Source organism: Nocardia sp. NPDC057353 (genome assembly GCF_042667085.1).
GTDB lineage: Bacteria > Actinomycetota > Actinomycetes > Mycobacteriales > Mycobacteriaceae > Nocardia.
The window spans coordinates 1-19370 of record NZ_JBHVAK010000042.1 but is presented as its reverse complement, the minus strand read 5'-3'; the positions used below and the strand labels follow the sequence as shown (position 1 = coordinate 19370).

Genomic DNA, 19370 nt, shown 5'->3' with positions numbered 1-19370 from the left:
CGGTTTAGGGTTGCGTCGGGGATTCATCATGTGACGCAACAACTTCAGGGGGACAAATATGCGTTCAGTATTTCGTGTGCTCGTCGCGGGTGCGTTCGTCGCCGTCGGTACCGCGACCCTCACCACGGGTATGGCCTCGGGTGCGACGCTGACCGAGTACTGCCTCTCGGGTGGCGGCCGGGTCATCACCATCGCCGATCCGCCGCGTGGGGCGATCACCTACTGCGAGGGCGGCAAGTTCGACGGCATGCTCATCTCGCGTTAGCGTCGAGGGCCGTTGCCGCGGTAGGTGCCACCGAAGACGTCGGTGGCGGTGCCGTGGTTGAACGGCTTGCCGTCCGTACCCGGTGAACTGCCCTGGTCGGGGCTCCGCGCGGCCGAGTCCCCTGGCGTAGTGGCCGCGGCGGTGCCGTGGTTCCAGGCGACCGGGCCCGCGCCGAGCGCGCGGCGTGCGGCGTCGACGAACTCGAGCGCGGTGTCGAAGCGCTCGGCCGGGTCCTTGGCCAGGGCGCGGGCAACCACGTCGTCCAGGGCGGACGGGATACCGGGCCGCAGCTCGCCGATCCGCGGCGGGGGTTTGTACAGGTGCCCGAAGATCTGCTCGGCAACGCTCTCCCCGGCGAAGACCTTGGCGCCGAGCAGGCATTCGGCGAATACGCAGCCGAGCGCGTAGATGTCGGCGGCGGCGGTGGCGACGCCCTCGAACCGCTCCGGTGCCATGTACGCGACGGTGCCGAGTGCGGTGCCGGTTCTGGTCAGGCCGGTTTCGTCGTTCGGCTTGGCGATGCCGAAATCGATCAGGTAGGCGAAGCCGGCCGGGTCGATCAGGACATTGGCCGGCTTGATGTCGCGATGCACCAGCCCGGCGGCGTGCGCGGCGTCCACCGCGGTACCGATCTGCGCGAGCAGTTCGACCGCGCGCACCGGCGGCATCGCGCCGCGCTCCCGCAGCAGCACGCTCACGTCGACGCCATCGACCAGGGCCATGTCGATGTAGAGCTGGTCACCCACCCGCCCGAAGGCGTGGATCGCCACCAGGTGCGGGTTGCGCAGCCGCGCGGCCACCCTGGCCTCGCGCTCGAAGCGGCGGCGGTACTCCACGTCGTCCGCGAGCTCGGCGGGGAGCACCTTGAGCGCGACGAAGCGCTTGGTGGGCCGGTGAAAGGCGCGCCAGATCTGGCCCATGCCGCCGCGGCCGATCACCGAGTCGAGGCGGTACTCGCCGAACCACCGGGGTGCGTTCACAACGGGGGCGGCGTGGGTGCGGAGGTCTCCGGGCCGTCCGGCTCTTCGATCGCCTGTTCCGGTTCGGTGCCGACCGTCGCGGGGGTGGCGGAGGTGGCGGGTATGCCCTCGGTGATGGGCTCAGCGGGAGCTGCCGCGGGTTGCGTAGGCGGGCTCGGCTGGGTGGCGGTCGCGGTCGGCTCGGTCGCCGTCGTGGTAGCGGGCGCCGTCGTCGGCGTGGTCGATGGTTCCGTGGTCGATGGTTCCGTGGTGGGTGCCGGTGTCGTGGGCGGAATCGCCGTCGTCGGTGCGGGATCGGGGGTCGGCTGCGGTTGGGTCGGCTCCGGCCTGGTGGTGATCGGCGCACCGACCGGGACCGAGGGCAGAGGCGGGCGGGTGACCGCGGCCGGCGGGGGCGGTACGCCTGCGTCGCCGGCCGTCGGCGCGAGCACCGGCTCGGTGCGGGCGCCGGTGACCTCCACCGCGACAGGTGCGCCCGAGGTGGGCGGCGCCGCGGGTGGCGGGGCCGCCGCGCCGGGCAGCGGTACGCCCGGAGCCGGGGGAGGCGATTCGAACACCGAGGTCGGGGCGGTGCCCGCCTCCTCGCTCGGCCCGTCCGGAGCGACGAGCAGGAGGGTCGCGGTCAGGACGCCGGTGCCGAGCACGCCGAGCGCGACCGCCGCCGCGCGGACCGGGAGTGGTTTCTGCCGCGTGGGTGCGGAGGAGTCACTCAGGGACAGGCGATTCCGCCCGTGCGATTCCGAAGGCGGTTCGGCCAGAACCGGTTCCGGTGTATCGCTCGCTGCTTCGGCACTCGCCGCAGCGAGCACGGGCGGAACGGCGACGGCCCCCGCCGATTCCGTTGCAGGCGCATCCGCGACGGCCGAGCTCGCGTCACTCGGCTCCCCGGCTCCTACGACACTCGCGGGCACGGGCGACTCGGGCTTCCGAACGCTGACGAGTTCCGGCGAGTCGACGACGGCGGCTTCCGGCTCGTCCGCGGCGACCGCCGCATCAGCGGAAGCGGGATCGCCCTCGGCAGCAACGAGCGCAGGTGCGGCGGCAGAGGCGCCGACTGCGGGCTCCTCCGGAACAGCGGAATCCGGTTCACCGCCGAGGGGCTCGAGCGCGGGCGCGTCCGCGATGGCGGAATCCGGTTCACCGTCGACGAACTCGAATGCAGGCGCGGCCGCGATGGCGGACTCCAGGCCACCGGCGACGGGCGCGAGCACAGGCGCGGCGGCGGGGACCACCGGCACATCGTGGACGGCGACGCTCGAATCGGGGAGAACCGGTGTGGGTGTGGCAGCGGGTGGCGCGGCGGCGAGCGGAAGGGCGGGTGTCTTCGCGGCGACGGACGCGCGGGCGCCTGCCACGGCGGGCGCTTCCGCCGCGGCGGCGCGCGCGGGTGACTCGGTCTCGTCCGCCGCACCGAGCACCGGCGTCGCGACACCGCGCACCACCAACCGCTCGGCCCCGGACTCCGCCGAGACCGGCGTCGGCGAAACGACCTGCGGAACGGCGATCGGCTCGGAGAGCGGAGCCTCCTCCGCCGCCAGCGCGGCCCACGCGGCCAGCGCGAACTCCCCGGCGGTGCCGAACCGCTCCTCCGGCTGCTTGGCCAGCGCCTTGGCGATCACCCGATCCAGCGCGGGCGGCACATCGGCGACCAGCGTGCTCGGCCGCGGCGGCGCGTGGTTCAGGTGCGCGTTGATCTGCTCGGCGTGGCTGTCACCGGGGAAGGCCCTGCGCCCGGTGAGGCACTCGACGAGGACGCAGCCGAGCGAGTAGATGTCGCTGCGCGCTGTGGCCTCGCCGTCGAAGCGCTCCGGCGCCATGTAGGCGATGGTGCCGATGGCGACGCTGCCGGTGGTGAGCGCCGTCCCGTCCCGCGGCCTGGCGATGCCGAAGTCGATGAGGTAGGCGAAGTCGTTGCGGCTGACCAGCACATTGCCGGGTTTGATGTCGCGGTGCACCAGCCCGGCGGCGTGCGCGGCGTCCACCGCGGAGGCGACCTGCCCGAGCAGGTACACGGCCCGCTCCGGGGCGATCCGGCCGCCGTCGATGAGCAGCGCGGCCAGGTCGTCGCCGTCGATCAGCGCCATGTCGATATAGAGTTGGTCACCGACCTGGCCGAAGTTGTGGATGGCGACGACGTGCGGGTCGCTGAGCCGCGCCGCGACCCGCGCCTCCCGCTCGAAGCGGCGGCGGTACTCCTCGTCGTCGGCGGCGGCCGCGGGGAGCAGCTTGAGCGCGACGAACCGCTCGGTCGGTGCGTGCCAGGCCTTCCAGACCCGGCCCATTCCGCCCCGGCCGACTTCCCGGTCCAGCCGATACTCGCCGAACCAGCGCTCCCCCGCCTCTGCCATTCCTTCTCAACCTGCCGATCGCCGTCGGCCCGGCGCGCACGCGCGGGGCCGCCCCCGATTGTTCCACGATCGACCCGCCCGATGCCCGGCGGATTCCACCTGGCATCGGGCGTCCCGCAGCCGAAAAGCCCCCTTTACGAGGAGAAATCCTTGCGCAGCTGCACCTTGACGACCTTGCCGCTCGCATTGCGCGGCAGCTCCGCGACCACGACCAGATCCTTCGGGTGCTTGTACCGCGCCAGGCTCTCGTTCAGGAAGGGCTCCAGCTCCTCCAGGGTGAGCTCGGCGTCGGCGTCGTGCAGCGCGACCACCGCGACCGGCACCTCGCCCCACTTCTCGTGGTCCCGGCCGATCACCGCGGCCTCGCGGATCTTCGGGTGCGCGAAGAGCACGTTCTCCACCTCGGCGCAGTAGATGTTCTCGCCGCCGGAGATGATCATGTCCTTCTTGCGGTCGACCACCCAGACGAAGCCCTCTTCGTCCTGCTTCACCAGGTCACCGGAGTGGAACCAGCCGCCGGCGAAGGCGTCGGCGGTGGCCTCGGGCTTGTTCCAGTAGCCCTGCATGAGGGTCGGGCCGCGGTAGACGATCTCGCCGACCTCGCCGGGGGCGACGTCGTTCATCTCGTCGTCGACTACGCGGGTCTGGATGGTCGGGATGGGCTTGCCCACCGAACCCAGCTTGCGCAGCGCGTCCTTGCCCTCCAGCACGCAGGTGATCGGCGACATCTCGGTCTGCCCGAAGACCGCGACGTTGGAGGAGTTCGGGAAGCACTCGGCCATGGCCTCGAGCACGCTGTTCGAGGCCGGGGCCGCGCCCCAGCTCAGCACCTCGAGCTTGGTGTTGCGCTCCTTGACGCCGGGCACGGCGCAGATGGCCTGCCACTGCGCGGGCACGCAGAAGGCGGTGGTCGCGCCCTCGGCCTCGACCGCGTCCAGGAACTCGACCGGGTCGAAGGCGCCCAGCGGGTGCAGCACCGTCTTGGAGCCGAGCATGAAGGCGGGCGCGAGGCTGCCGAGGCCGGCGATGTGGAACAGCGGCGAGGTGCAGAAGCCGACCGTGTCCGGGGTGGAGTCGAGCGCGCGGATACAGGTCAGCGCCTGCGCGTTCATGTTCGCGTAGGAGAGCATCGCGCCCTTGGGGCTGCCGGTGGTGCCCGAGGTGTACATGATCAGCGAGGGGGTGTCCTCGGGGATGTCGCGCGGGGCGTGCGCCTCGCCCTCCTCCGCGAGCGCGTCGTCGAAGCCGATCACGCCGTCGCCGGAGGCGCCGTTGATCACGAACACCGACTCGACACCGGGGGCCTGCGCCCGCACCGCGACGGCCAGCGGCTGCAGCAGGCTGTCGGTGACGACGGCCTTGGCGCCGCTGTCGCTCACGATGTAGGCGACCTCGGGCGGGGTGAGCCGGAAGTTCACCGGCACCGCGATGGCGCCGAGCGCGTTGATGCCGAACACCGCCTCCAGGTACTCGGGGTAGTTCAGCGCCAGGATGAGCACCCGGTCGCCGAAGCCGACGCCGCGGCGGGCCAGCGCGTCCGCGAACTTCAGCGAGCGCTCGTGCAGCTGCCGCCACGTGGTGTCGGCCCCCTTGAAGCGCAGCGCCACCGCGTCCGGCCGCATCAGCGCGTGCGTGGCCAGCTGGTTGTTCCAGTGGTTCCGACGCGAGCGGATCGGCTCGTCCAGCGCCTGTGCACCTGTGGTCATCCCACGAACTCCTCTCGAACCGCCCCCGCCTGAGCCTGAGTGACCCACACCACTGGCGGCAGATTTCCGGGCCAGAATAACAACTAACTTTTCCCATCGGCAACAGGTCGGGATGGGAATCTCCGTTCAGCAGACGAATCCGGGGGTTTTCCCCCGGCAACGATGTGGAACTGCTGTTTTTCCGCTCCCCTCGACCGATCACCGCGAGCGATGGCCGAAGCTGTTTGCGAATCTCGGCTCACTTGTGGGTTGTAGGCGGGCGGATCGACGTGTCACGATCGTCGGGTCCGGGCGAATTCCGGCACGCCCGCGCGAACACGAGGAGAGAGCGCAATGCTGCGGACCAGGTTCACCGAGACATTCGGCGTGGAGCACCCGATCGTGCAGGGCGGCATGATGTGGGTCGGCCGCGCCGAACTCGTCGCGGCCGTCGCGAACGCGGGCGGGCTCGGCTTCATCACCGCGCTGACCCAGCCCACCCCCGATGACCTGCGCAAGGAGATCGCGCGGACGCGGGAGCTCACGGACAAGCCGTTCGGCGTCAACCTCACCATCCTGCCCTCGATCAACCCGCCGCCGTACGAGGAGTACGCGCGGGCGATCATCGAGAGCGGCATCAAGATCGTCGAGACCGCGGGGAGCAACCCCGAGCCCTTCCTGCCCGCGTACCGCGAGGCCGGGGTCAAGGTGCTGCACAAGTGCACCAGCGTGCGGCACGCGCTGAAGGCGCAGAAGATCGGCGTCGACGGCGTGAGCATCGACGGCTTCGAGTGTGCCGGGCACCCCGGTGAGGACGACGTGCCCGGGCTGATCCTGATCCCGGCCGCGACCAGGGTGCTGGACATCCCGGTCATCGCCTCCGGCGGCATCGCGGACGCGCGCGGCCTGGTCGCCGCGCTGGCGCTCGGCGCCGACGGGGTGAACATGGGCACCCGCTTCCTCTGCACCGCGGAGTCCTCCATCGACCAGAAGGTCAAGGAGCAGATCGTCGCCAACTCCGAGCTGGACACCCAGCTCATCTTCCGCACCCTGCGCAACACCGCCCGGGTCGCGGACAACGCCATCAGCCGCAAGGTGGTCGAGATCGAGAAGGCGGGCGGCACCTTCGAGGACGTGCGCGAGCTGGTCTCCGGCGCCCGCGGCCGCAAGGTGTTCGAGGAGGGCGACCTGGACGCGGGGATCTGGTCCACCGGCCTGGCCCAGGGGCTGATCGAGGACATCCCGACCTGCGCCGAGCTGGTCGAGCGCATGGTGCGCGAGGCCGAGGAGCTGATCACCGGGCAGCTCGCCGGGTTCGTCACCCGCTAGGGACGTCGCCGCCGCGAACGGCGAAAAGCGGCGGCGATCGGGGTACCGCACAGGGGTGGCGAGCCACCACCGCTGTGCGGTACCGCACTTTTCGGCGGTACCGCGCGAGTTGCTCCGCTACGGGCGCAGCGGTTCGCCCGCGGCGGCGCGGGTTCAGCGCGGCGGCGCGGGTTCAGCGCGGCAGCGCGGGGGCGGTGCGTCAGCGCGGGGGGTTGCGGGCGGCGCGGGCCGTGACGGCGGCGTGGTCGTGGCTGGCGATGAGTTCGATGCCGTCCGGGAGGGCGTGCAGGCGGTGGATGGTGGCGAAGGCGGCGTCGCGGTCGGCGTCGAAGAGCTGACCGGGCATGGGGGCCTTCTCGCGCAGGGTGTCGACCTGGAGTTTGGTCCAGACGGCGTCGCCTGCGAGCAGCACCCGGCGGCCGTCGTCCACCGCGAGCAGCACGCCGACGCTGCCGGGGGTGTGGCCGTTCAGGTCGAGCAGGAGCACCGAGCCGTCACCGAAGAGGTCGTGGCTGCGCGGGAAGCCGAAGACCGGCGGGCCGTCCAGCTCGAAGGGCTGGGTCTCGCGGCCGCGCAGTGGGCCGCGGGCGACGCCGATGGGCGCGCGCGGACCCGCCAGCGCCCAGTCCCGCTCGGCGGCGGGCAGCCGCAGCGGCACCTGGTCCGGCAGCTCCAGCAGGCCGGAGACGTGGTCCCAGTGCAGGTGGGTGGGGAGCACGAAGTCGATCGAGTCCACCGCGACGTCCCGCCCGGCGAGCGCATCGGCCAGGCCGAGCACCGGCCGCTCCGGGGCCACCAGCAGCGGGATCGGGAAGGGCAGCTCGGGCAGCACCCGCTCGTGCACGCCGGAGCAGAGCGCCGGGTCGACCAGGAACCGCGCTTTCGGGTGCTCGACCAGGAAGCTGCCCATGATCAGCTGCGTCCGGCCGAGTTCGCGGACCCCCTCGGCGACGATCGTGGTCGGAGCGTGCATGGTCGCCTGGGTGAGCACGGTGAGCGCGACGGTCGCGGTCGCGGGCGGCGGGTCGACGCCTGCCAGCCCGGCCAGTAGCGCGGTGTCCGGTTTCCGGGGGCGGAGCAGCCGCCCCGGGGTCGCGGCGAGTGCGGCGCAGCAGCGCAGCAGGGTCGGCACCGTGGCGGTGCGGTCGTCTCCCGACATGGGGCCACTGTAGCGACGCCGGGCCGCGCGAGCGGGCGGTCGCCCCGCGGGACAGCGAGGCTCCCCGGTCGGCGCGCCCCGCTCCCTTCGGTGCGCGCCACCGCCGAGCCGGAGGCAGACGACTCGCGCCGGAGCGCCGGAATCGCGGGTTGCGGGGGGCCGCGGATCGCGCACCGTCCGCGCACTGCCCCTCCGCCGCCCCGGTTTGCGAGCCGCGGCGTGAAAGACCCAGCTGCGCAGCGCCTTCGCCACTCTCCTCGGGCATAATCGCTGGGGGATTCCCGGCCGCGAGCCGGGCAGAGGGAGGTCGCGATGCGCGCCGGGGTACCCGAGGGAAGGGCCGCACGGCGGGCGGCGTTCACCGCCGCGGCGGTCGCGGCGATCACCGATCTGCTCCCGGCCGACGCGGGGCCGGTCTCGACCACCGCGCCCTTCACCGAGCTCGGGCTGAGCTCCACCCAGCTGGCCCGGCTCACCGCCCGGCTGGAGGATGCGCTCGGCGTGCAGATTCCGCTCGTCGCGCTGTACGACCACGCCAGCATCGAGCAACTGGTCGAGCACCTCGCCGCATGACCCCGATCTCCCTCGTCGGCATCGGCTGCCGCCTGCCGGGAGCCGACGGCCCCGCGGCCTTCTGGCACCTGCTCACCAGCGGGCTCGATGCCACCGACGCGCCCCCGCCCGACCGCCCGCTCACCCGGCGCGGCGGCTACCTGCGCGGCATCGACCGCTTCGACAATGCCAGGTTCGGCATCCAGGACCGCGAGGCCGCGGTGATGGACCCGCAGCAGCGGCTCGCCCTCGAGGTCACCGCCGAGGCGCTGGACGACGCCGGGATCGGCTACCGCGCAACCGGTTCCGGTGCGGCGGTGCTCTTCGGGGCGTGCACCTTCGACCACGGGGTCACGGTGCTCGGCTCCGGCGGGCACGATGCCCCGTTCGCGGTCACCGGGTCGGCGCTCAGCATCGTCGCCAACCGGATCTCCTACGCGCTCGACCTGCGCGGCCCGAGCCTGGTGCTGGACAGCGCCTGCTCCTCCTCGCTGGCCGCGGTGGACCTGGCGGTGCGGCTGCTCGCCGACCCCGCGGTGCCGTTCGCCGTGGTCGGCGGGGTGAACCTGGTGCTGCTGCCGCACACGTCGGAGTACCTGGCCGACGGCGGGTTCCTGGCGCCGGACGGCCGGTGCAAGCCGTTCGACGCGGCCGCCGACGGCTACACCAGGAGCGAGGGCTGCGCGGTGATCGTGCTGCAGCGCAGCGCCGATGCCGCGGCGTCGGGGGCGCGGGTCTACGCCGAGATCGCGGGCAGCGCGGTCGGCTCGGACGGCCGCTCCAACGGCCTCTACGCGCCGAGCGGGCGGGCGCAGCAGGAGGTCGTGCGGGCGGCCTGGCGGCGGGCGGGGGTGCCGCCGCAGCGGGCCGGGTACTTCGAATGCCACGGCACCGGAACGCCGCTCGGCGACGCGGTCGAGGTCGGGGCGCTGGCCGCGGTGCTCGGCACGGAGCCCGCGTGGCTGGGGTCGGTGAAGTCGAACCTCGGGCACCTGGAGGCGGCGGCCGGGGTCACCGGGCTGATCAAGACGGCGCTGGCGCTCCGGCACGGGGTGATCCCGCCGACGCTGCACGTGCGCACGCCGAATCCGCTGCTGCGCCAGGCCGAGCACGGCCTGCGGCCCGCGGTGCGCGCGGTGGACTGGTCGGCGGTGCCGCCGGGCGAGCGGTGGGCCGGGGTGAGCTCGTTCGGGTTCGGCGGGACGAACGCGCACGTGGTGCTGCGCGGGGTCGATGCCGAGCGAGCGGTGCCCGAAGGTCCCGCGCCGGTGCTGATCCCGCTCACCGGGCGGGACGAGGAGGAGGTGCGGCAGCGGGCAGCCGCGGTGGCCGATGCCATCGAGGCGGGCGGCGCGGCCGTCGAATCCGGTTCGGAAACAGATGGACTCGCGGACAGCGGTGCCTCCGTCGGTGATCCGCCGGGTGCGCTGCCCGCGGTCGCGGGGCGGGAGCCGGGGTCGCCCGCGATCTCGAGCGCTGCCGCACCGCTCGCCGCCGAGGCACGCAGGCCGCCCGAACCCGCCCGCGCCACCGCACTCACCACCGCGGACGCACGCAGGCTCCCCGAACCCGCCCGGGTCACCGCGCTCGCCGCCGGGGCACGCAGGTTCCCCGAACCCGCGCGGGTCGCCGCGCTCGCCGCCGCCGAGGCGCGCAGGCTGCCCGAATCCGCCCGCGCCGCGGTGCTCGCCCCCGACGCGAAGACCGCGGTCGAGCGGCTGCGCACGCTCGCCGAATCCGGTTCGGCGCCCGGCATTCTCGTGCCCGGCGGCCCGGTCCCCGGCGGTGTGCTCTTCGTCTTCTCCGGCCAGGGCGGCCAGTTCGCGGGCATGGGCGATGCGCTCGCGGCCCGCTTCCCCGCCTTCGCCGCCGGGCTCGCCGAAGCGGCCGCGGCCGTGGTGGCCGCGGGCGGCCCCGCGGTCTGGAGCCGGGATGGCGGCTTCACCGCGGACGAGGCGACGGCCACCGTGCAACCGGCGCTCTTCGTCTACCAGGTCGGGATGCTGCGGCTGCTGGCGCACTGGGGCGTCCGGCCGGACGCGGTCACCGGGCACAGCCTGGGCGAGGTGGCGGCGGCGGTCGCCGCGGGTGCGCTCTCCCTGGCCGACGCCGCGCGGGTCGCGGTGGCCCGCGGCGCCCTGCTCGGCAGGCTGGACGGCCAGGGCGCGATGGCGGTGCTGGAGACCGAGCTGCCGGTGGCCGAGACGCTGGTGGAGCCGGTCGCGGCGGAGGTCGCGGTGGCCGCGGTGAACGGGCCGCGCTCGGTGGTGATCTCCGGCTCCCGCCGCTACGTGGACATCCTGCTGCGCCGGGCGGGCAGGCGCGGGCTCTTCGCGCGCCGGGTGGCGGTGCGGTTCGCGGCGCACAGCCCGCAGGTGGCGCCGGTGCTGCCGGAGCTGCGCGCGGCGCTCGCGGACATCACGCCCCTGGTGCCGCGGATTCCGCTCTACTCCACCGCGCGCGGCGGCGCGGTGCTCGGCGCCGCGGCGACCGATGCCGGGTACTGGGCCGAGAACGCCGTCGCCACGGTGCAACTCGGCGCGGCGCTGGAGCGGGCGGGCGCGGACGGGTTCGGCACCGCGGTGGAGATCGCACCGCACCCGGTGCTGCTGCCCGCGCTCCGCGACACCCCGGCCTTCGCGGCCGCCGCGCACGCAGCCGCGCACCGGGACGACGAGGTCGCGGCGCTGCTGGAGTGCATCGGCGAGCTGCACGTCGCGGGCCGCGCGCCGGACTGGTCCGCGCTCGGCGCCTTCACCGAGCCGCCGCCGCGCCGCCGCTGGCAGCGCCGCCGCTTCCCGCTGCTGGTGCCCGCGCCCGCCGCGGTCGCCGAGCCGACCTTCCCGGCGCAGGACCTGGCCGAGCACGTGGTGGCCGGGGTGCCGCTGGTCCCCGCGGTGTACTGGCTGCTGCGGCTGCTGCACGCGGCGCGGGCCGGGACCGGGGCGTCGGCGGTGCGCGGCTTCGCCGTGCACGAGCTCACCCGCGCGGAGGTGGCGCCCACCGTCGGCTACACCGAGGACGGGCCGGGGCTCCGCGCGGAGGTCGCGGGCGCGTCCGCGGCGGCGTCGACGCGCTCCGCGGGCGACCCGACGCCCGGCGACATCGTCGCCTGGATGCGGGTGGTCGACGCGGGCCGGGCCGCCCGGCCGCGGATGCGCGCCGTCCCGGTGGCGAGCTTCTACGCGGAGCTGCGCGCGCACGGGTTGGCGTACGGCCCCGCTTTCCGGCCGCTGCGCGGGCTCGCGGTGGAGCGCGACCGGGCGGCGGGCGAGCTGGACGCCGCCGACCCGCACCGCGCCGCCACCCTGGACGGGTGCCTGCACGTGCTGGCGGCGGCGGCAGGCGGGCTGCCGGAAGGGCGGGTGCCGCTGCCGATCGGCATCGAGAACGCCTGGCTCACCACCGAGCCGGGGCGCACGGTCGGCGAGGCGCACGCCCTGGTGCGGGAGCGCTCCGGCGCGGGGCTGGTCGGTGATGTGGTCGCCACCGACCAGCACGGGATCCCCATGCTGGCGCTGCTCGGTGTCCGGGTGCGGTTCACCGACCCGGCGCTGCCGGTGCACACCGCGCCGCACCGCGCGGACGTGCTGCGCACCGAGCACTGGGTGCCGCTTGCGGTTCCCGGGCCCGGACCGGGCTCGCCCGCCGCGGCGGACGCGCGCCAGGGGGCGGCCGGAGCGGAGATCCGGCGCGCGCTGGTGATCGGCGACTCGAAGGACGCCGTCCGACTCGCTCGCGCCCTGGAGCGCACCCTGCCCACCGAGCGGGTCGCCCGCGACCCCGACGCCGCGCTCCCGCTGGTCCGGTCGGCCCTCACCGGGCACACCTCCGCCGCCCGGCTCGCCGTCATCCTCGTCTGGCCTGCGCGGCCGGGTCCGGAGAGCACCACCGCGGCCGCCGTCTCCCGAACCCTCGCCCTGCTCCAGCACGTCACGGCGGCGCAGGCCACCGCCGCGCTCACCGTCCTGCTCCCGATCGACGAGGTGCCGTCGGCGACCGGTCTGCACCCCGCCGCCGCGCTGGCCGGACTGGTCCGCAGCCTGCAACTGGAGTCCGCGCTGCGGGTCCGCCTGGTCCACCGGGCGCCGGGCACCGACGACGCCATGGCCCGGGCGGTCACCGACCCCACGCTGCCGCTCGAGCTGCGGCTCACCCCGGAGACGACGGCGGTCCGCCGCTTCGTGCGCGCCGAACCGGCCGCGGCGGCGCCGGTCTCGATCGACGCCACCGGCACCTACGTGGTCACCGGCGGCCTCGGCGCGCTCGGTTCGCTGGCGGTGCGCTGGCTGCTCGCCGAGGGCGCCCGCGACGTCGTGGTGCTGACCAGGGCGCCGCGCCCGATGCCTGCGGTGCTCGACGGCCTGGAGGACCGGATCGTCGTGGTCCGCTGCGATGTCACCGACCGCGCCGACCTGGCCGCGGCGCTGCACGACATCCGCGAGTGGGGGTCGACGGTGCGCGGCGTGATCCACGCGGCGGGCAGCCTGGAGGACGCCGCCTTCCCCACGGTGACGCCGGAGCAGCTCACCCGGATGCTGGCCGCCAAGGCGGTCGCCGCGCACCACCTGCTGGAGCTGACCGCCACCGACCCGACCGACTTCGTCCTGCTCTTCTCCTCGGCGACCGGCGCCTTCGGCGCGCCGGGGCAGGCGGCGTACGCGGCCGCCAACGCGGCCATGGACGCGCTCGCGGCGGCCCAGCGCGGCAGGCGGGTGACCAGCGTCGGCTGGGGGGTGTGGTCGTCCGGGCTGACCGAGGCGGCGGGCGGCGCCGACCACCTGCGCCGCGCCGGAATCCGCGCCTTCGACCCGGAGCGCGGCGCCGCGCTCTTCGCCGAGGTGCTCCGGCACGAGGTGCCGTACCTGCTCGCGCTCGACTGGTCCGGCCCCGGTGACCACTCCCCGGTCGGCCTGCGGCTGAGCCAGACCCTCGGCGGTACCGAGGAATCCGCGCCGCCCGCACCGCCGGACCCGCAGCCGCGCTCGCTGGACCGGGTCGTGCGCGCGGCGCTCGCCGCCGCGCTGGACCGGCCCGCCGACGAGGTGGACCCGGCCGCCGACTTCACCGACCTCGGGTTGACCTCGCTGCTCGGCATCGAACTGCGCAGGGTCCTGGAATCCCGGCTGCAGGTGCGGCTCTCGACCGCGGAGATCTTCGGCAACCCGACCGTCGCCGCGCTCGCCGCCGTGCTGGCGGAGCGGCTCGGCCGCCGGGAACCGGAGCAGCGGTGACCGAGCACCTCGTCGACCGGCTGGCCCGCTGGGCGCAGGAGCGGCCTGCGGCCCCCGCCTACACGGCGCTGCGCTACCCCGCGCCGAGCTCCCCGGACGGCACCGACTACATCCCGCACACCCTCGGCTACGCGGAGCTGGCAGCCCGGGTGGCGGCGCTCGCGCGCGAACTGCGCGCCCGCACAGCCCCCGGTGACCGGATCGCGCTGCTCACCGGCCACGGCCTCGGCTACCTGGTCGCCTTCCTCGGCTGCCTGGCCGCCGACCGGATCGCGGTGCCGCTCTTCCCGGTCGGCAGGCACCCGGAGCGGCTGGCCGGGGTACTGGCCGATGCCGCACCGACACTCGCCCTGATCGACCCCGGCGACGCGGCCTCGGCCGCGCTGGCCGGGGAGGCGCTCGTCGTCGACCCGGCGTGCCACTGGGAGCACGCCGAACTGCCGCGCGGCGGGGCCCCCGCGTATCTGCAGTACACCTCCGGCTCCACCGGCTCACCGACCGGAATTCGGGTAAGCCCGGCGAATCTCGGTGCCGCACTCGAACAACTCCGCGCGGCCATCCCGGCCACCCGGACGAAACCGATCGTCGGCTGGCTTCCCTTCTTTCACGACATGGGGTTGGTGCTGACCATGGCGCTGCCGCTGTGGTCGGGGGTGCACGGGGTCACGCTGGCACCGGTGGACTTCGTCAAGCGCCCGGTGCGCTGGCTGCGCGCCTGCGCCGACTTCGGCGCGGGCACGACGGGGGCACCGGATTTCGCACTGGCGCTGGCGGTCTCGGCCACCACGGAACGTCAGGTGACGGAGCTGGACCTCTCCGGGCTGGACGCGCTACTGAACGGCGCCGAACCGGTCCGCGCCGCGACCCTGCGCGCCTTCACCGACGCCTTCGCCCCCGCGGGCTTCCGGCACCGGGCACACGCCCCCGGCTACGGCCTCGCCGAGGCGACGCTCACCGTCACCCTGACCCCGCAGGACCGCGAGCCCACCGTGCTCGAGCTGGACCGGGCCGCGCTGGCCGCAGGGTGCGCGCGGGTCGCCGGTGCCGGGCCCGCCGTCGCGCTGGTCAGCTGCGGCCCGCCCGCCGGACAGCGGATCAGGATCGTCGACCCGGCGAGCGGCACTGCGGCGGCGCCGGGGCGGGTGGGGGAGATCCTGGTATCCGGCCCCAATGTTTGCCTGGCCGATGCCGAGAGTTGGCTGCACACCGGCGACCTCGGGTTCGAGCACGGCGGCGAGCTCTACGTCACCGGCCGCGCCAAGGACCTGGTGGTGCTGGACGGCCGCAACCACCACCCGGTCGACCTGGAGAGCACGGTGCGCGCGGCAGCGCCGGAGGTCCGGCTGGTGGCGGCCTTCGGCCACGACGACGGGGTACGGGAGTCGCTGGTGATCGTGGCGGAGGTGCCCGACGCCGGGCCGGAGCTGGTGCGCCGGATCCGCTCCGCCGTCACCGGGACGCACGAGGTGGTGCCGCGCGCGGTGCTGCTGGTGCCGCCGGGGGAGATTCCGCGGACATCCAGCGGGAAGGTGCGGCGCGGCGAGTGCCGTGCCCGCTTCGGGGCGGGAGAGCTACGGACGCACTAGTTCTCGGTGCGCCCGAGCAGCCGATCGGTTTCGCGGCGTTCCCGCTTGGTCGGCCTGCCACTGCCGCGGTCCCGCCGCGGCAGGGAAGCGAGAACTTCCCTGCTCGGCGGCGGCGGGCTGCGGTCGATCAGGCACTGTGCGGCGATGGGTGGGCCGACTCGCTTCGTGACGATGCGTTCCACGATGACGATGCGCTCCACCCCGGCGGCCCGGATTCGGACCTCGTCGCCAGGCTTCACCTGCTGTGCGGGTTTGGCCGCGGCGCCGTTCACCCGGACGTGCCCGCCGCGGCACGCTTCCGCGGCGGCGGACCGGGTCTTGAACAGGCGCACCGCCCAGGTCCAGGAGTCGACCCTGGCCTGCGTCGGTGCGCTCTGTTCAGCGGGCAATCGTCAGAGCACGCGGCGGGCGGTGACGACCTCGTCCGCGGAGAGGTTGGTGTAGGAGACCGGGGTACCGGACTGCACCGCGTTCAGCAGCTTGCCGTCGCCTGCGTAGATGCCGACGTGGCCGCCGCCGTTGGTGATCACGATGTCACCGGCGCGCAGGTCCTCGAAGGCGACCGGGGCGCCGACGTGCGACTGCTCGAAGCTGGTGCGCGGCAGCTCGACGCCCGCCTGCTTGAACGCCCACTGGACCAGGCCGGAGCAGTCGAAGCTGCTGGGGCCGGTGGCGCCCCAGACGTAGGAGGCACCGACCTTGGTCTTGGCGGCGTCGAGCGCGATGTCACCGGCGGTGTTCTGCACCTGCGGGGCGAACATGCCCTGCAGCTCCGGCGCGGCGAAGCCGGGGAACGCGGGCGCACCCTGCGGGGCCGCGGGCATCGAGCCGAGCGCGGCGGTCAGCTGCTGCTCCAGCTGCTGGGCCGGTGCCTCGAACTCCTTCGGGACGTCGAACGAGCCGAGCCCCGGAATATCGATGGTGGCTGCCATGGCGGGGATCGCGGGCATGGCGCCCGTCGCTGCTACCGCACCCATGACGAGAGCACCCTTGACGGAACCCGGAACGCGTGAATCCCGCTGCAAGCTGTGTTTACCCACCGAGCCGATTCTCCCTCTTTGCGCATCACCCGCTGACCGGGAGTGCTCCCGGCGCGACGAGGCCGGGAAATCCAACGGGCCCCGACAGCCGCTGTAGCGGTAACTCAGCGGCGCCGCTCCTTCCTCACGAAGCGACAGACTCCACTAAGTCACGAGAAGATTACGACCCGCACGCGCTGTTGTCCAGCCCACAGAGCTGGCTCTTTACCCCGATATTCCGATTCGAGGCCAGGAGCTGGGGTTGTGGCGATTCCGATCAATATCACGGACGGGTCACGGCGGTGCCGGTGCCGCGCAACGGCAGAGCATCGGGGTCGATAGCGGTCTCTAGGGCAACACGTAGAAATACGGATATTCACCGGAGAACCCACTACCGTGTCGGGTCATGGATCCCGTGCGGAACCCGTACGCCCCCGGTGCCGGGCAGCGCCCGCCCGAGCTGGCGGGGCGAGACAAGCAGCTCGCCGCCTTCGACGTGGTGCTGGAGCGGATCGCGCGCGGCAGGCCGGAGCGCAGCGTGGTGCTGACGGGGTTGCGCGGGGTCGGCAAGACCGTGCTGCTGAACCAGCTGCGCTCGGGTGCGGTCGCCAGGGGCTGGGGGACCGGCAAGCTGGAGGCGCGGCCGGACCAGGAGCTGCGCAGGCCGCTCTCCTCCGCGCTGCACATGGCGGTGCGCGCCATCGCCACCTCGCACCGAAACCCGGAGCGGGTCGACGACTTCCTCGGCATCCTCAAGGCCTTCGCGCTGCGCGCCACCGCGGACAAGGGCATGCGGGACCGCTGGCAGCCGGGGATCGATGTCCCCGCGGTGACCGGGCGGGCCGACTCCGGCGATATCGAGATCGACCTGGTGGAGCTGCTCGGCGAGGCCGCGGCGCTGGCGGGCGATATCGGCGTCGGGATCGCGGTCTTCATCGACGAGATGCAGGATCTCGGCCCCGCGGACGTCTCCGCCATCTGCGGCGCCTGCCACGAGCTGAGCCAGGACGCCGCGCCGCTGATCGTGGTCGGGGCCGGGCTGCCGCACCTGCCCGCGGTCCTCTCCGCCTCGAAGAGCTACTCCGAGCGGCTCTTCAGCTACCACCGCATCGACCGGCTGGACCGGGACTCCGCGGACCAGGCGCTGATCGCCCCGGCCGAGCGCGAGGACGTGGCGTTCACCCCGGCCGCGCTCGACCTGCTCTACCAGAAGGCCGACGGCTACCCGTACTTCGTGCAGGCGTACGGCAAGGCGACCTGGGATCAGGCGCCGCGCAGCCCGATCGAGGCCGAGGACGTCGAGGTGGCCGCGCCCGCCGCCGAGGAGGAGCTGGCGGTCGGGTTCTTCGGCTCCCGCTACGAGCGGGCCACCCCGGCGGAGCGGGAGTACATGCGGGCCATGGCCGACCTGTCGGGCGACGACGGGCCGGTGGCCACCGCGGCGGTGGCGAAGGAGCTGGGCCGCAAGCCCGCCTCGCTCTCCCCCGCGCGGGACGGGTTGATCAAGAAGGGGCTCATCTACTCGGCCGAGCGCGGCAGCATCGGTTTCACCGTTCCGCACTTCGGGCGGTATCTCAGGACTGTCTAATCAAATCTAGGGATATCGGTAGAGTCTCCGATACTCCCATGATCTCGGCACGACTCGGTTCGGCCACGGCTGCGTAACGGCAGGTGGGGTCGGTTAACGGCGGGCTCGGCGGAGGCGACCATCCAGGCAAGGAAAGACCGTCCCCGCCCGGAGGTGTTGCCATGACCACGTCGATCGCTCCCGTCGCCGACCGTCGCGTCACCGTGGCCGCCGACGACGGCACCCCGCTGGCGGCCAGGGTCATCGGCGCCGACAGCGCCGAGGTCACCCTGGTCTTCGTGCACGGCCACTGCCTGCGCGCCGACACCTGGTCCTTCCTGGGCGAGCGGCTGGCGCGGGAGTGGGGCGGCAGCGCCAGGCTGGTGAGCTACGACCACCGCGGGCACGGCCACTCCGGCGCGGGCGAGGCCGCGAGCTACACCATCGACCAGCTGGCGCACGACCTGGACGCGGTGCTCCGCGCGCTGGCCCCGACCGGGCCGGTGGTGCTGGTCGGGCACTCGATGGGCGCCATGACGGCGCTCGCCTACGCGCGGCTCTTCCCACACGCCGTCGGCACCAGGATCGCCGGGCTCGCGCTGATCGCCACCGCCGCCAGCGGCCTCACCGACGTCGGGCTCGGCAGGCTGCTGAACCGGCGCGCGATCGGCGCGCTGCAGCGGGCGGTGCTGCGCGCGCCGCGGTTCATGGGCGCCTCGCACCGGCTCTCCCGGCGGCTGCTGGAGCCGATCATGGGCGAGGCGAACCTGGGCACCGCGCCGGTGAGCCCGCGGGTGCGGGCGCTCGCCATCGCCATGTTCAACGAGACCCCGCTGCTCACCATGACCAGCTTCCTGGAGCCGCTGCGCACCTTCGACGAGAGCGCGGGGCTACACCGGCTGGCCGGGATCCCGACGTTGGTGCTGGCGGGCTCGGCCGACCTGGTGACCCCGTTCGCGCACTCCGTCGTGCTCGCCGCGCAGCTCGCGGAGGCGGAGCTGGTCCGGGTGGACGGCGCCGGGCACGGCGTCATCCTGGAGCGCGCCGACGAGGTCGCCGCGGCGCTGTCCGGGCTGGTCCGGCGGGTGCTGGCGGGCTCGCCCGCCTACGCCATGGCGGGCTGAGCACGCAGACCGGTTCCGCCCCGATTCGAGATCGCACCGGACACGAGGGTTTTCCTCGGCTACTGTGTTGTAGATCACGGTGTGCGGTGGGTCACATGATCTTGTGGCCTCACACAAACCTGGGAGGTAACGATGACACGCAGCGATATCGCGGAACTCCGCTACGCGGTCGGCCAGCTCCAGCGCTCCATCGGGGCGCTGCGCTCGCACTACGGCGACGCCTCGCCGGTCCGGCGGCTGGAGAACGACCTCGAACGGCTCGTCATCGACGCCGACGAATTCGAGCAGACGCCGCCGCCGGAGCTCGGCCGCAGGCCGCGCGACACCATCTACGTGCCGGACAGCAAGAGCGACGAGTCCGCCTGGATGGGCGCGCAGGACGAGGGGCTCGGCTTCCACTCCCGGCCGCGCACCCCCTGACCCGCGCCTAGGCAGTGTTGCGAAGTGATGTGCGCAGGTCGCACGGGGTGGCCTGAAATCTGCTGACCGGCTACACGTCCCGGTGAGGTGATGTGGCGAGGT

The 19370-nt window shown here is 73.8% G+C and carries 14 protein-coding genes; 8 read left to right on the top strand and 6 right to left on the bottom strand.

Annotation, left to right across the window (positions count from 1 at the left end):
* Window positions 1-76 precede the first annotated feature (76 nt).
* Window positions 77-265, top strand: a complete 189-nt coding sequence (locus ACFUUZ_RS21205) for a hypothetical protein (RefSeq protein ID WP_378698734.1) — start codon at window positions 77-79, stop codon at window positions 263-265.
* Here the strand turns inward: ACFUUZ_RS21205 and ACFUUZ_RS21200 are convergent.
* The 3 genes from ACFUUZ_RS21200 to fadD5 form a co-directional block, all read right to left on the bottom strand.
* On the bottom strand, window positions 262-1245 hold the full coding sequence (locus ACFUUZ_RS21200; protein ID WP_378698732.1) for a serine/threonine-protein kinase: 984 nt from the start codon (window positions 1243-1245) through the stop codon (window positions 262-264). The two genes, ACFUUZ_RS21205 and ACFUUZ_RS21200, sit on opposite strands and share 4 nt — an antisense overlap.
* On the bottom strand, window positions 1242-3593 hold the full coding sequence (locus ACFUUZ_RS21195) for a serine/threonine-protein kinase (RefSeq protein ID WP_378698730.1): 2352 nt from the start codon (window positions 3591-3593) through the stop codon (window positions 1242-1244). The genes ACFUUZ_RS21200 and ACFUUZ_RS21195 overlap by 4 nt, the downstream gene beginning before the upstream one ends.
* A 134-nt stretch (window positions 3594-3727) precedes the next feature.
* The gene (gene fadD5, locus ACFUUZ_RS21190; protein WP_378698728.1) at window positions 3728-5299 is read right to left on the bottom strand and encodes a fatty-acid--CoA ligase FadD5; all 1572 of its coding nucleotides are present in this window, start codon (window positions 5297-5299) and stop codon (window positions 3728-3730) included.
* Between the two features lie 333 nt (window positions 5300-5632).
* On the opposite strand from fadD5, the gene ACFUUZ_RS21185 reads away from it, so the two are divergent.
* Window positions 5633-6607 (top strand): NAD(P)H-dependent flavin oxidoreductase, encoded by a 975-nt coding sequence (locus ACFUUZ_RS21185; protein WP_378698726.1) that lies wholly within the window; start codon window positions 5633-5635, stop codon window positions 6605-6607.
* A gap of 199 nt (window positions 6608-6806) precedes the next feature.
* Here the strand turns inward: ACFUUZ_RS21185 and ACFUUZ_RS21180 are convergent, their stop codons facing one another.
* Window positions 6807-7766, bottom strand: a complete 960-nt coding sequence (locus tag ACFUUZ_RS21180) for an MBL fold metallo-hydrolase (protein WP_378698724.1) — start codon at window positions 7764-7766, stop codon at window positions 6807-6809.
* A gap of 312 nt (window positions 7767-8078) precedes the next feature.
* On the opposite strand from ACFUUZ_RS21180, the gene ACFUUZ_RS21175 reads away from it, so the two are divergent.
* The 3 genes from ACFUUZ_RS21175 to ACFUUZ_RS21165 are packed head-to-tail and all read left to right on the top strand — an operon-like array spanning window position 8079 to window position 15138.
* Window positions 8079-8339: an acyl carrier protein gene (locus ACFUUZ_RS21175; protein ID WP_378698722.1), complete on the top strand. Its 261-nt coding sequence runs from the start codon at window positions 8079-8081 to the stop codon at window positions 8337-8339.
* On the top strand, window positions 8336-13552 hold the full coding sequence (locus ACFUUZ_RS21170) for a type I polyketide synthase (protein ID WP_378698720.1): 5217 nt from the start codon (window positions 8336-8338) through the stop codon (window positions 13550-13552). The genes ACFUUZ_RS21175 and ACFUUZ_RS21170 overlap by 4 nt, the downstream gene beginning before the upstream one ends.
* Window positions 13549-15138, top strand: a complete 1590-nt coding sequence (locus ACFUUZ_RS21165) for a fatty acyl-AMP ligase (RefSeq protein WP_378698718.1) — start codon at window positions 13549-13551, stop codon at window positions 15136-15138. The genes ACFUUZ_RS21170 and ACFUUZ_RS21165 overlap by 4 nt, the downstream gene beginning before the upstream one ends.
* Here the strand turns inward: ACFUUZ_RS21165 and ACFUUZ_RS21160 are convergent.
* Window positions 15135-15527: an RNA-binding S4 domain-containing protein gene (locus tag ACFUUZ_RS21160; RefSeq protein WP_378698716.1), complete on the bottom strand. Its 393-nt coding sequence runs from the start codon at window positions 15525-15527 to the stop codon at window positions 15135-15137. The two genes, ACFUUZ_RS21165 and ACFUUZ_RS21160, sit on opposite strands and share 4 nt — an antisense overlap.
* Before the next feature lie 3 nt (window positions 15528-15530).
* Window positions 15531-16115 (bottom strand): C40 family peptidase, encoded by a 585-nt coding sequence (locus ACFUUZ_RS21155; RefSeq protein WP_378698714.1) that lies wholly within the window; start codon window positions 16113-16115, stop codon window positions 15531-15533.
* Between the two features lie 448 nt (window positions 16116-16563).
* Between ACFUUZ_RS21155 and ACFUUZ_RS21150 the strand changes: the two genes are divergently transcribed.
* The 3 genes from ACFUUZ_RS21150 (at window position 16564) to ACFUUZ_RS21140 (ending at window position 19268) form a co-directional block, all read left to right on the top strand.
* The gene (locus ACFUUZ_RS21150) at window positions 16564-17745 is read left to right on the top strand and encodes an AAA family ATPase (protein ID WP_378698712.1); all 1182 of its coding nucleotides are present in this window, start codon (window positions 16564-16566) and stop codon (window positions 17743-17745) included.
* A 161-nt stretch (window positions 17746-17906) separates the two neighbouring features.
* Entirely contained in the window at window positions 17907-18848 is a 942-nt protein-coding gene (locus tag ACFUUZ_RS21145) for an alpha/beta fold hydrolase (protein ID WP_378698711.1), read from the top strand.
* 132 nt (window positions 18849-18980) lie between these two features.
* On the top strand, window positions 18981-19268 hold the full coding sequence (locus ACFUUZ_RS21140; protein ID WP_067648910.1) for a hypothetical protein: 288 nt from the start codon (window positions 18981-18983) through the stop codon (window positions 19266-19268).
* Window positions 19269-19370: the final 102 nt, after the last annotated feature.